This is a genomic window from Actinomyces sp. oral taxon 849 str. F0330 (genome assembly GCF_000239715.1).
Taxonomy (GTDB): domain Bacteria; phylum Actinomycetota; class Actinomycetes; order Actinomycetales; family Actinomycetaceae; genus Actinomyces; species Actinomyces johnsonii.
In genome coordinates this window covers 289,342-301,107 of record NZ_JH470349.1, presented here as the reverse complement: position 1 = coordinate 301,107, position 11,766 = coordinate 289,342, and the positions used below count along the sequence as shown (strand labels likewise).

Here is an 11,766-nt window from a genome sequence, read left to right as displayed (position 1 = left end):
GGGTCATCCGGATCCAGTCCGAGCGCCCGGGCCAGTTCCCGACGCCGGTCCCAGGGCGCCGCGGCCTCCGCAGAGTCCTGCGGGCCTCCGCCGATCTCGGTGCGACCGCGGCGGACCGGTTCTCGCAGCCTGCGGACCGGGACCCGACTGTCCCCCTTCTCCCAGGCCCGGGCTCGCTGGCGGGTCAGGGCGCGCTGGGCCAGGACGTCGGGAAGCGGGCCGACGCCGGCAGTGCCATCTGTGCGGTCAGCGGCGCTGCCAGCCTGACCGTTCCCGCCGGCCGGCGCGTCACCGATGGGACGGGGACTCTCAGCCACGGGAGACCTCGCCATCAGCCACACGGTATCGGACGCCGGCGAGCTCGGCGGGAATGTCATCGTCGACGGCGGCGGTCAGCAGGACCTGTTGGGCGCCGGCGACCAGCTGGGCCAGGGCGCGGCGGCGCTGCTCGTCGAGGGAGGCGAAGACGTCGTCCAGGATGAGCACCGGTTCTCCGTCACCGCCATAGGCATCGACGTCGGTGCGCAGCATGTCGTAGGAGGCCAGGCGCAGTGCGAGGGCCAGGGACCATTGTTCGCCGTGGGAGGCGAATCCGCGGGCGGGCAGACCGGAGAGGAACAAGGAGAGGTCGTCGCGGTGCGCCCCGATGAGGTTCGCGCCGCGGTCGATCTCCCGGGCGTGAAGCTCGCCCATGGCGCTCTCCAGACGCTCAGCGACGGCGGACTCGTCGAGGAGCGCCTCCTCACCGGCGAGCCAGGCCGCTTCATCATGAGGATCGGGCTCCGGTGCCCCCTCGTGCATCAGCAGGCTCGAGCGGTAGGCGATCTGCGCATGGGGCTGCTGCCCGGAGGCACCGGAGACGGCTTCGTAGGCGGAGACCACCCAGGGGCGCAGACGCCGTACGACATCGACTCGGGCGGCGATGAGTCTTGCAGCCGCTACGGCGAGCTGACCGTCCCAGACCTCCAGGGTGGAGAGCATGGAGGCGGTCGATGAGCGGGCGGCGCGAGCGGACTTCAGGAGGCTGGCGCGCTGGGCGAGGATCTTGTCGTGTTCGTTGCGCACCCCGGCCAGGCCCGGGCGCAGGGTGACCATCAGTTCGTCGAGGAATCCTCGACGCACGCCGGGCTCGTTGCGCACCAGGGAGAGATCCTCGGGGGCGAAGACGACGGCGCGCAGAACCCCGAGCAGGTCGCGGGGCCGACAGCCGCCCCGGTTGAGGCGAGCGCGGTTCGCCTTCCCGGCGATGATCTCGATCTCCAGGACGCTGGGTCTGTCGCCGTGGATGGTTCGGGCCCGGATGACGGCGCCGGGGGGCTGACTCTGACCGGGCGCCGCCCGGCGCACCAGGGCGGTGTCCGCTCCGATCCGATGGGAGGAGAGCGTCGCCAGGTAGACGATCGCCTCGACCAGATTGGTCTTGCCCTGCCCGTTGGAGCCCACGAAGGCACTGGGGCCGGGCTCGAGGGACAGGATGAGATTGCGGTAGGAGCGGAAGTCGTCCAGGGAGAGGTCAGAGACGTACATGCACCGTCGTGTCTCAGGCTCCGAAGCGGATCGGCATGAGCAGGTAGCGGAAGGTGGAGTCCTCGGTACCGCCGATGGAGTCCATACCCGTGAGCACCGCGGGCTTGGAGGCGTGGGTGAAGTCGAGCCGGACGTAGGGCTGGTTGAGTGCGCCCAGACCATCGAGGAGGTAACCGGGGTTGAAGGCGGTGGAGATGTCGTCCCCCTCGAGGTGGGCTACGAGCTGCTCGGTGGCCTGGGCGTCGTCGCCCTGTCCGGCGTCGAGCTCCAGGTTGCCCTGTGTGAAGGCCATGTGGATGGGGGTGGAGCGGTCAGCGACGAGGCTGACGCGGCGCACCGCCGCCATGAGCTCGTCGGTGCCCACTGTGGCGTGGATCGAGGTCGACTCCGGGAACAGGCGGCGCACCGGTGGATAGTCGCCGTCGGTGAGCAGGGAGGTGGTGCGTCTCCCGCCGGCCTCGAAGCCGATGAGACTGGAGGCGGCCGACTCGCTGCTCAGGGCCACGGTCACATCGCCCGAGGAGGTCAGGGACTTGGCGACGTCGGACAGGGTACGGGCCTTGAGAAGCGCCGTGGTGGACAGCTCGGTGTTGGCGGGCGACCAGGTCAGCTCCCGCATGGCCAGACGGTAGCGGTCGGTGGCCATGAGAACCAGGGAACTGCCCTCGACCTCTATCTGGACACTGGTGAGCAGGGGCAGGGTGTCATCGCGGGAGGCTGCAATGGAGACCTGGGCGACGGCGCGGGCCAGGTCGTGGGCATCGATCGTTCCGGCCACGGCGGGCATGACGGGCAGCGCCGGGTAGTCGTCGGCCGCCATGGCGGCCAGGGAGAAGCGGGCCGAGCCGCAGGAGACGGCCACCTTGGTGCCCTCGACCTCCAGATCGACGGGTTTGTTCGGCAGAGCCTTGGCTATATCGGCCAGAAGTCTTCCGGAGACGAGGACGCTACCGTCCTGCTCGACGTCGGCGGCAACCTCGCAGTGCGCCGAGACCTCGTAGTCGAAGGAGGCAAGAACCAGGCTGGAGCCCTTGGCCTCCAGCCTGACTCCGGCCAGCACCGGTACCGGCGGGCGGGCGGGCACGGATCGCGCGGTCCAGGTGACGGCTTCGGCGAGGATGTCTCGGTCAACCCTGAGCTTCACGGTAAGTGCCTCCGTCATCGTGGTAGGTCGGTCAGCGGTGCGTCTTGGCACCACTGAGCCAAACAAGGAACATGCATGCCAGCGGGTCGCCGGCGGGTAGTCGGCAGGAGCCGCGTCGTTCGGAGCGCAGTCCTGGGTCGAGAGTGTAGACGGTAGACCGTACCAATCGCTCCCGTCACCAGCGATCATCCACGCTCATCCCATGAGTCTCCCTGAATGACGAAGGCTCGGGGCCCAGGTCGACCTCGTTGGCCGATCGTGAATCGCATGTTCTGTCATCTTGGTTTGTAGGTGTAGTAGCACGTGTGGATGATGTGGATAACCGGATCTTTCCGCGTAACGATAACGATCGTCCTGGGGAGACATACGTGGGCGGTTCTGGTGAGCGCGACGGGGTAGCAGTGGAGAGAGCAAATGACATCAATGTCATTCCACAGTGAGGGTGCCGTGCCTCCACAGCGACACGCTCGCTCCTCCACCTGCCGTCCTCAGCGCCCTCCACAACCGTCGTTGAGGTGAGACGTCGTCGGGTCAGGCGGGTGACTGGGCGGCCTGCTTGATGCGGCTGGTCAGTTCGGTGACTTGGTTGAAGGTGGAGCGCCGTTCTGCCATGAGGGTGCGGATTTTCTTGTCGGCGCTCATGACCGTGGTGTGGTCGCGTCCGCCGAACTCCCGGCCGATCTTGGGCAGGGAGAGGTCGGTGAGCTCGCGGCACAGGTACATGGCGATATGGCGGGCCGAGACCATGGTGCGCGAGCGGTTGGCCGAGCACAGGTCGTCGATGGTGATGCCGAAGTAGTCGGCGGTCTGCGCCATGATGAGGGAAGTGGTGATCTCCTGGCCCTCGGGGTCGGAGATGATGTCCTTGAGGACCATCTCGGCCAAAGTCTGGTCGACGGGCTGCTTGTTGAGCGAGGCGAAGGCCGTCACGCGGATGAGTGCGCCCTCCAGCTCTCGGATGTTGGTGGTGATGCGCGAGGCGATGTACTCCAGGACGTCGAAGGGCAGATCGAGGCCCTCGGCAGTGCCTTTGCGGGAGAGGATCGCGATGCGGGTCTCCAGATCCGGGGGCTGGACGTCGGCCAGCAGGCCCCACTCGAAGCGCGAGCGCAGGCGCTCGTCGAGTCCGCCCAGTGCCTTGGGGGGCTGGTCGGAGGTGAGAACGACCTGCTTGCCCGAGGAGTGCAGGGAGTTGAAAGTGTGGAAGAACTCCTCAAGGGTGGACTCCTTGCCCTGGAGGAACTGGATGTCATCAACCAGGAGAATATCGACCTCGCGGTAGCGTCGCTTGAACCCCTCCATGCGACCGTCGTCCTGATTGCCGTCGCGCACGCAGGCGATGAAGTCGGAGACGAAGACCTCTGAATTGACGTACTTGACGCGGATTCCCGGGTTGAGCGTCTGGGAGTAGTGGCCGATGGCGTGCAGGAGGTGGGTCTTGCCCAGGCCTGAGCCTCCGTAGATGAATAGGGGGTTGTAGGCACGGGCCGGAGCTTCGGCGACGGCCAGGGCCGTGGCATGGGCGAACCGGTTGGACGAGCCGGTGACGTAGGTGTCGAAGGTGTAGCGCGGGTTGAGCTGGGAGACGTCGTTGGCCGCCGTCGGCGTGAGCAGTCCGGTAGGACTCTGGGGGCCGATCGCCCCGGGACTGTAGGCGCTGGAGAGTCCTGACATGGCCGGCAGGGAGCCCGATGTCGGTGAGGGTGCCGATGCCGCGGAGGCCTGGGAACGGGGTGCCGGCGAAGGTGCTGACGACGCCGGATAGGTTGACGGGTCCCCGATCTGTTCGCCGTAGGCGGGTGCGGCTGCGCTAGCGGCGCCGGGCGGGGCGGGCACGGGTGAGGCTCCCGACAGCGATGGTGATGGCGACGCCGTGGTCAGGTTGACGGGCTCGGGGGTCACGGGCGGCATGGGGGTTCTTGAGACCTCTGAGGAGGTGTCGACCGTAACCTCGATGGGCATGGGGCGTCCCCAGACCTGGGTGACGGCGGCACTGATCGGGCCACGTGCCTGCTCGACGATGTCCTTGGCGAAGGCCGATCCGACGACGAGGACGAGAGTGCCGTCGACATCGATGAGATGGGTCATGCGAATCATGGACATCTTGCCCTGGCCCAGTTCTCCGGAGCTGGAGAGCACCTCGAGGGCGGAGAGCCATTTGGTGTTGGCGGCGTCGGGCACGACGGACTCCTGATCGGCATGGTTGGTATTCCCTAGTGATCGCAACCCGACCGGCGTCGGCCAGGGCGCTGCGCCGACCATGACTAGGACGCGCGGCCCCGGCGAACCGGGTGGTCTCGACCGGGCGTCCCATCATGCTGTCTCTCCACAGCCTTGTCCACACCTGGGGACACAGAGAGTAATGACTCACAGGTGTCATTCAGGATAAATGCTGGGAATGTTAGGGTTGTTCGAGGTCGATCGTGTGGCACGAGCCCGCCGAATGACGAATGTTTAGCGATTTGCGGGTCTACTGAGAAGATGCACACAGATCAGTGAGTTATCCACATATCCGCAAGCTTGTGGACGGCCGACTTCCCACAGCGGTGGATGCCGCGAGTCCTCTCTTGTGGATCTCCTGTGGATAGGCGTGGATGACGTCATCGGTCACAGTCGGCCACATCCGTTTGACCGGCAAGAGGGCCAAACGTAGGCTGTTGCAGACGTTCGTGCGGAGTCAGGTCCCGAACCATGGGGCAGCCGGACGAGCGACAGTGCCGTGAGCCTCGCGATGCACTGTTCCGATCACCTCAAGCAGGAGTTAAGCCCGTGAGCAAGCGGACCTACCAGCCGAATAACCGTCATCGTGCCAAGGTGCACGGCTTCCGTAAGCGCATGTCCACCCGCGCGGGTCGCGCTGTTCTCGCTTCGCGGCGCCGCAAGGGTCGCGCTCGCCTCGCCGCCTGAGGTGCTCGGCGCGGCGCACCGGTTAGCGCGGGGTGAGGACTTCACCACCGCGATGCGTCGGGGTACGCGCTGCGGGAACCGCAGGCTGGTCGTGCACTACCACGCCGGCGGGAGAGGGGATGATTCCCCGGCTCTCGTCGGCGTCGTCGTGCCCAAGAAGCAGATCCCGTTGGCGACTCACCGCAACCGTGTCAAGCGCCGCGTGAGAGCCCTCATGGCTCAGCGGGTCGGTGCGCTCGAACCCGGGGCCCGCATCGTTGTGCGCGGGCTGGCCGGCGCCGACGGCGTCGATAGCGGCACTCTGGGGAGGGACCTGGATCGGCTTCTGAATCGGTGCCGTGAGCGCCGGGCCCAAGAGCGGCAGCGGTGAGCCGATTGAATGCGGTGATGGGCGAGCGATGAGTGGATGGATGATACGAGTCCTTCTGGCACCGGTGCGTTTTTATCAGCGCTTCGTATCGCCTGCTCTGCCGGCGTCGTGCCGTTACTACCCCACCTGCTCGGCCTACGCCGTCACGGCGGTGGAGGTGCACGGTCCGGTCAAGGGCACGCTGCTGAGCGTGTGGCGTCTTTTGCGTTGCAATCCGCTGACCCCGGGTGGAGTCGATCATGTCCCGGACAAAGGGCGCTGGCGCTACCACCATCCCCGCGACGTTCCGAGGTTCATGGTCGAAGAACCCTGACCGGTCCTGATGAACCGATGGACATGATGCCGGCTCAGACCCTGAGCCCACACTGATACCGCTCTCGCACGAGAACCTTCATACAAGGAGTACGGATGGACACGTTGCTATGGCCCCTCAAGGTGGCCGTGGCCTGGGTCATGGTCACGATCCATAAGGGTCTGGTTCTCATCGGGTTCCCCGACGGACCGGGTGTCGCCTGGGTGCTGTCCATCATCGGTCTGACGATCGTGGTGCGGCTGCTCATCATGCCGCTGTTCGTCAAGCAGATTCGGGCCTCGCGCGGGATGCAGCTCCTCCAGCCGGAGATGCAGGCGCTTCAGGCCAAGTACAAGGGCAAGAAGGACCCCGAATCGCGCCAGCGCATGAACGAAGAGATGATGGCGCTCTACCGCAAGCACGGGACCAACCCCATGGCCTCCTGCCTGCCGCTGCTGGTGCAGATGCCCATCTTCTTCGCCCTGTTCCGGGTTCTGGCCTCCCTGGGCGCGGTTGCCACCGGCGACTACGGGCGTCCCTCGATCGGCCCGCTCACGATGGAGCTGGCCAAGCAGGTCCAGGCCTCCAGCGTCTTCGGCGCCAGTCTGTCCTCGTCCTTCATGAACAGCTCCGTCACCCAGGTCAAGATCGTTACGGTCGCCATGATCATCATCATGTCGGTGACGCAGTGGTACACCATGGCGCAGCTGTCGATGAAGAACATGTCGACGGAGTCCCTCAACTCTGACAACCCCATGATCCGTTCCCAGCGGATGATGATGTACGTGATGCCGGTGATCTTCGCCGTCTCCGGCGTCAACTTCCAGATCGGTGTGCTCGTCTACTGGGTCGTTTCCAACTTGTGGACCATGGGGCAGCAGTTCTTCACCATCCGCAACATGCCCGCGCCCGGCAGCGAGGCCGAGAAGAGGTACCGCGCCCGGGTTAACGCCAAGCGGGCGCGCAAGGGCCTGCCCTCCCTGGAGGAGGAGGAACGGGCTGAGGCAGCCGCCAAGGCCGAGGCCGAGGGACGCACAGGCGGACAGCGGGTGCAGCCAGTGCGTAAGAACCGGCAGAAGAAGACCGGCGGCCAGAACAGCGATGCCCGCCCCGACGTCGAGCAGGATGCAACCGACGAGGTGACTGATTCCGAAGACTCGGCATCGTCCAAGAGTCATGGCCTCAGCGACGAGGAGATCGCTCGACGTCGTTACGAGCGCCGCGCCCGTCAACGTCGTGAGGCGGCAGCCCGACGCAAGGCTCAGGCGAAGAAGAAGCGCAACCGTTGAGACTTGCTCAGCGGCGAGACAACCCGGTTCCCATCACAGATACGGATGACAACATGAGTGAGCAGCACAGCAACGACTCCTCCCACCACAGCGCAGGCAACCCTGTGAGTAGCACCGTCTCGCGCCTTGAGGAGGAGGGTGAGATCGGTGCCGACTATCTCGAGGAGCTCCTCGACATCGCCGATCTGGGCGGTGACATCGACATCGATGTCGACCACGGGCGCGCCTCGATCGCCGTGGTCGCCTCTGAGGAGGGCGATGAGCGCGAACTCGCCGATCTCGTGGGGCGCGACGGCGAAGTCCTCGAGGCCGTTCAGGAGCTGACCCGTCTCGCGGTTCAGGCCCGTACCGGCAACCGGTCCCGACTCATGCTCGACATCAATGGTTACCGGGCCGATCGTCGGATCGAGCTCACCAAGGTTGCTCAGGAGGCGGTCACCAAGGTGCTCACCTCGGGCGAGCCCGTCAGCCTGGAGCCGATGAACCCCTTCGAACGCAAGGTGTGCCACGACGTCGTCGCCGCCGCCGGACTGGTCTCCGAGTCCGAGGGCGCCGAACCGCACCGGTACGTGGTGGTCCTGCCGGCCGATGAGATGGACGACCAGGATGGTGATGACATCAACGACGGCGACCAGACCGAGGAAGCCGGAGACGAGCCGGCTGTCGAGCGGGCCTGAGCATGACCGGGGAACAGCGGGCGCAGGTGGAGGAGCCGACGCCGGAGATGCGGGAGATCTTCGGGGTCTCCTTCGCGGCGGCGGAGCACTTCGCGCAGATGCTCGCTGAGGAGGGCGAGCTGCGCGGCCTCGTGGGGCCGCGTGAGCTTCCCCGTTTGTGGAGCCGGCACATCATTAACTCGGCCGCCGTCGTCCCCTTCCTGCCGGCTCGTGGAAGCGTGGCCGACGTCGGCTCCGGGGCCGGCTTTCCCGGCGTCGTCGTCGCCCTGCTGCGACCCGACCTCGATGTGACGCTCATCGAGACGATGGAGCGCCGCACCCAGTGGCTGTCCGACGTCGTGGAGGAGCTGGGCCTGGACAACGTAACCATTCGGCGTGCGCGGGCTGAGGAGATTAAAGACCGCTATGACGTGGTCACGGCTCGGGCGGTCGCGAACCTGTCCAAGCTCGTCAGACTGACGGCGCCGCTGCTGCGACCGGGGGGCGCGTTGCTCGCTCTGAAGGGAATGCGGGCACAGGCTGAAGTCGATGATGCCAAATATGTGATTAAAAAGGCAAAGTTATCAGTTGCTGTGATTCATGAGATCGTTACTGCTGGTGACGAAACTACTGCCGTTGTTGAGATTCGCCGCCCGAAGAACCGGTGAGATACGGCGCGCGTTCGTGTAACGCGTAAGGATCGACCTGCTCGCGTAGACTCGTAACTGCCCGACTGGCTCGGGCCGTTGGGTTGTCGTCCGAGGAGAAGCAGGTTTGTCCGGATCGTCTATCTTCGATCAGCTCCAGGCCGAGCACCTCGCCCTTGACGAGGTAGCGGGTGGAGAGTTCCCACATCCCGAGCGGACCCGCGTCGTTGCGGTCGCAAACCAGAAAGGCGGCGTCGGAAAGACATCGACGGCCGTCAATCTCGCCGCGGCTCTGGCCGAGGGAGGGTTGCATGTGCTCGTCATCGATGCCGACTCGCAGGGCAATGCCTCGACGGCGCTGGGGGTAGAGCACGATGATGACAAGGCATCCATATACGACGTGCTCGTCGATGGGATGGCCATCAAGGATGTGGTGGCCAAGACCCGATTCTGCGAGACACTATGGTGCGTTCCTGCAACGATCGACGTGGCCGCCGTGGAGATCGAACTGATTTCCACCGCGGAGCGGGAGTCAAGGCTGCGGCGCGCACTGGTGGACTACCTGGTTTCACGTGAAACCGACGGACAGGACCCTCTTGACTACGTCATCATTGACTGCCCGCCGAGTCTCGGCATTATGACGATCAATGCCTTCGTTGCCGCTGACGAGGTTCTCATTCCGATGCAGGCCGAGTACTACGCCCTCGAGGGACTGGCCCTGCTGACACGCTCCATCGATCGGATCGCTCGCATTCACAATCCGGGTCTGGGTGTTTCGATGATCGTGCTGACCATGTTCGATGGGCGTACCACTCTGGCTCGTGAAGTGGAGTCCGAAGTTCGTTCCTATTTCCCTAACGCGACGCTGGACACTAAGGTTCCGCGTTCGATTCGTGTTGCCGAAGCCCCCTCCTTCGGCGCTCCTGTGGTGTTCTGGGATCCCCGGTCCACCGGCGCGATTGCGTATAAGAAAATGGCTCGTGAGGTTGCCCTACGGGGCGCCCCCGGAAATGAAGGCGAGGAAGCCTAATGGCTCAGAAACGGCGCGGACTTGGACGGGGTCTGGAGGCGCTGATTCCAGACGCGCAGAAGGAGAAGGCATCTGCTTCCCGCCCTTCGGACGTGTTCTTCCCCGAGTCGCGGGAAGCTGAGATCCACAACGGGGGCGAGAAAGTACACGTCGACTCTGCTCCTGACACTGATGCTGCACAGGAGGGCCGGAATACTCACGATCTGACTGCCACACTTCTGGCTCCGTCCCAGCGGAAACGTGCCTCCAAGACCCGCTCGACATCATCCAAGACGACGGGGAAGAACAAGCGGACGACGTCCGTTTCACGTGAAACCGCCGCGGATCCCGCCGGTAGGACGCGTGCTTCCAAGACGAAGGATGGAAAGGCGACATCGGCTGGGACGTCGACGAAGCATGGCCGGTCTACCAGTACCGTGACGCAGAAGCGTTCGTCGAAGAAGGCATCGGAGGAGACCCAGAGAAGTTCTGAGGCTGCCGAGGAGGCGAAGGCCGACGAGCTGCAACCACAATCAGAGACCGTTGAAGCAGCGCCCGTGGCGACCGAGACGTCAGCGAGCGATGACGTGGACGCGGTTGATAACGCTGGTGGTGCGCCTGCCTCGCAGAGCATGTATACCTCCGAGGATCTTCCTGTTTCACGTGAAACCGCGGAGAAGCAGTCCTCGAGCGAGGAATCTGAGCCCTCTCCTTCCGAGGCCGTTCGAACCGGCACTGAGCCAGCTGAACCAGAAGCTCGTGTCGACGAACATGCCACTACTTACGATGATCTCGATGCCGCTGAAAGCGATGGTCCTGATCTCGTTCCGGTACCCGGCGCGCATTTTGCAGAGATTCCAGTCGGCCTGATCCATCCGAACCCTCGCCAGCCTCGACAGGTATTCGATGAGGAGGACATCTCCGAACTTGCCGCCTCCATCGCGGAAGTGGGGCTTCTCCAGCCGATCGTGGTGAGGGAGGTCCACACCGCTGAGGGAGAGGATCCGCGCTACGAGCTCATCATGGGTGAGCGTCGCCTGCGCGCCTCTAAGGAAGCCGGCTTGGAAAAGATCCCGGCAGTGGTCCGGGATACCGACGACGTCGATATGCTGCGGGACGCACTGCTGGAGAATCTGCACCGCGTTCAGCTCAATCCTCTTGAAGAGGCTGCGGCCTATCAGCAGCTGCTGGAGGACTTCCAGTGCACCCACGCAGAACTGTCGGAGCGGATTGCACGGTCTCGTTCTCAGATTTCCAACACGCTGCGGCTCATGAAGCTGCCGCCGCTGGTTCAGCGCAGACTTGCTGCGAATGTCATCTCAGCCGGACACGCCCGCGCTCTCCTTGGCCTTCCGAATGCCGCGGAGATGGAGCGCCTCGCTCAGCGAGTCGTGGCCGAGGGCCTTTCGGTTCGTGCCACGGAGGAGCTCGTTGCTCTTCATGAGGAATCGGATCCGGGCTCGGATCAGCCGAGAGTTCTACGTGCCCGCAGTACTCCTCTCCCTGCGCTTTCGACGCGGCTTTCCGATGCATTTGATACTCGCGTCAAGGTCACCCGGGGGGCGAAGAAGGGGCGCATCACCATCGAGTTCGCTGGTGATGAGGATCTTGCTCGCATCGTCGGTGCGCTGGCGCCGGGAACGTCTCTCGACGAAGAGTAGACCGTACCAGGCCTACGAACACTCGTGGGGTCGAGGCAGTACTGCCTCGACCCCACGTGCTATCGATCAGAGACCAGTTCTCGTTCATGCTCCGCTTCATGCACATAAGGGATATGCGCCCGATGTTTCACGTGAAACTAAGGAGTGCTCCGGCTCGAGAACTCTGCCCTATAGAGAGCTCTGAGTTAGACGCAGGGGTCGGCAAAGTCGGTGGGTGAGGGCGGCTGAGTCGGTTTGGCCAGGATGGTGTGTCACTGAGACGGG

The 11,766-nt window shown here is 64.6% G+C and carries 11 protein-coding genes and 1 pseudogene; 8 read left to right on the top strand and 4 right to left on the bottom strand.

The features are described from left to right. The 4 genes and pseudogenes from HMPREF0975_RS16030 to dnaA form a co-directional block, all read right to left on the bottom strand. Positions 1-317 (bottom strand): annotated as a pseudogene (locus HMPREF0975_RS16030) (hypothetical protein); the annotation flags it as partial. Beyond that, positions 310-1,527: a DNA replication/repair protein RecF gene (recF, locus tag HMPREF0975_RS03275; protein WP_009232712.1), complete on the bottom strand. Its 1,218-nt coding sequence runs from the start codon at positions 1,525-1,527 to the stop codon at positions 310-312. The pseudogene HMPREF0975_RS16030 and the gene recF, both read right to left, overlap by 8 nt. 13 nt (positions 1,528-1,540) lie before the next feature. Next, positions 1,541-2,671 carry a DNA polymerase III subunit beta gene (gene dnaN, locus HMPREF0975_RS03270; RefSeq protein WP_009232711.1) on the bottom strand — a complete coding sequence of 377 codons (1,131 nt, stop codon included), beginning with the start codon at positions 2,669-2,671 and terminating at the stop codon, positions 1,541-1,543. 531 nt (positions 2,672-3,202) lie between these two features. Beyond that, positions 3,203-4,852: a chromosomal replication initiator protein DnaA gene (gene dnaA, locus HMPREF0975_RS03265; RefSeq protein ID WP_009232710.1), complete on the bottom strand. Its 1,650-nt coding sequence runs from the start codon at positions 4,850-4,852 to the stop codon at positions 3,203-3,205. A gap of 588 nt (positions 4,853-5,440) precedes the next feature. Between dnaA and rpmH the strand changes: the two genes are divergently transcribed. The 8 genes from rpmH (at position 5,441) to HMPREF0975_RS14630 (ending at position 11,502) form a co-directional block, all read left to right on the top strand. Then, on the top strand, positions 5,441-5,578 hold the full coding sequence (gene rpmH / locus HMPREF0975_RS03260; protein WP_009232709.1) for a 50S ribosomal protein L34: 138 nt from the start codon (positions 5,441-5,443) through the stop codon (positions 5,576-5,578). 1 nt (position 5,579) lies between these two features. After that, on the top strand, positions 5,580-5,948 hold the full coding sequence (gene rnpA / locus HMPREF0975_RS03255) for a ribonuclease P protein component (RefSeq protein WP_083840691.1): 369 nt from the start codon (positions 5,580-5,582) through the stop codon (positions 5,946-5,948). A gap of 28 nt (positions 5,949-5,976) precedes the next feature. Continuing rightward, positions 5,977-6,261, top strand: a complete 285-nt coding sequence (gene yidD / locus HMPREF0975_RS14635; RefSeq protein ID WP_021609736.1) for a membrane protein insertion efficiency factor YidD — start codon at positions 5,977-5,979, stop codon at positions 6,259-6,261. A gap of 95 nt (positions 6,262-6,356) precedes the next feature. Further along, entirely contained in the window at positions 6,357-7,529 is a 1,173-nt protein-coding gene (yidC, locus tag HMPREF0975_RS03250) for a membrane protein insertase YidC (protein ID WP_009232706.1), read from the top strand. 53 nt (positions 7,530-7,582) lie between these two features. After that, entirely contained in the window at positions 7,583-8,206 is a 624-nt protein-coding gene (locus tag HMPREF0975_RS03245; RefSeq protein WP_009232705.1) for a Jag family protein, read from the top strand. A gap of 2 nt (positions 8,207-8,208) precedes the next feature. Then, complete coding sequence (gene rsmG, locus HMPREF0975_RS03240; RefSeq protein WP_009232704.1) at positions 8,209-8,853, top strand: 16S rRNA (guanine(527)-N(7))-methyltransferase RsmG; 645 nt, start codon at positions 8,209-8,211, stop codon at positions 8,851-8,853. 106 nt (positions 8,854-8,959) lie between these two features. Further along, the gene (locus HMPREF0975_RS03235) at positions 8,960-9,862 is read left to right on the top strand and encodes a ParA family protein (protein ID WP_009232703.1); all 903 of its coding nucleotides are present in this window, start codon (positions 8,960-8,962) and stop codon (positions 9,860-9,862) included. Then, a complete protein-coding gene (locus HMPREF0975_RS14630; protein WP_009232702.1) occupies positions 9,862-11,502 on the top strand; it encodes a ParB/RepB/Spo0J family partition protein in 1,641 nt (546 codons plus the stop codon). Before HMPREF0975_RS03235 ends, HMPREF0975_RS14630 begins: the two co-directional genes overlap by 1 nt. Positions 11,503-11,766 lie beyond the last annotated feature (264 nt).

Coding starts and splice junctions, on each gene's coding strand:
- recF (WP_009232712.1), bottom strand. CDS start 1,527: ATGTACGTCTCTGACCTCTCCCTGGACGACTTCCGCTCCTACCGCAAT.
- yidD (WP_021609736.1), top strand. CDS start 5,977: ATGAGTGGATGGATGATACGAGTCCTTCTGGCACCGGTGCGTTTTTAT.
- yidC (WP_009232706.1), top strand. CDS start 6,357: ATGGACACGTTGCTATGGCCCCTCAAGGTGGCCGTGGCCTGGGTCATG.
- HMPREF0975_RS03245 (WP_009232705.1), top strand. CDS start 7,583: ATGAGTGAGCAGCACAGCAACGACTCCTCCCACCACAGCGCAGGCAAC.
- rsmG (WP_009232704.1), top strand. CDS start 8,209: ATGACCGGGGAACAGCGGGCGCAGGTGGAGGAGCCGACGCCGGAGATG.
- HMPREF0975_RS14630 (WP_009232702.1), top strand. CDS start 9,862: ATGGCTCAGAAACGGCGCGGACTTGGACGGGGTCTGGAGGCGCTGATT.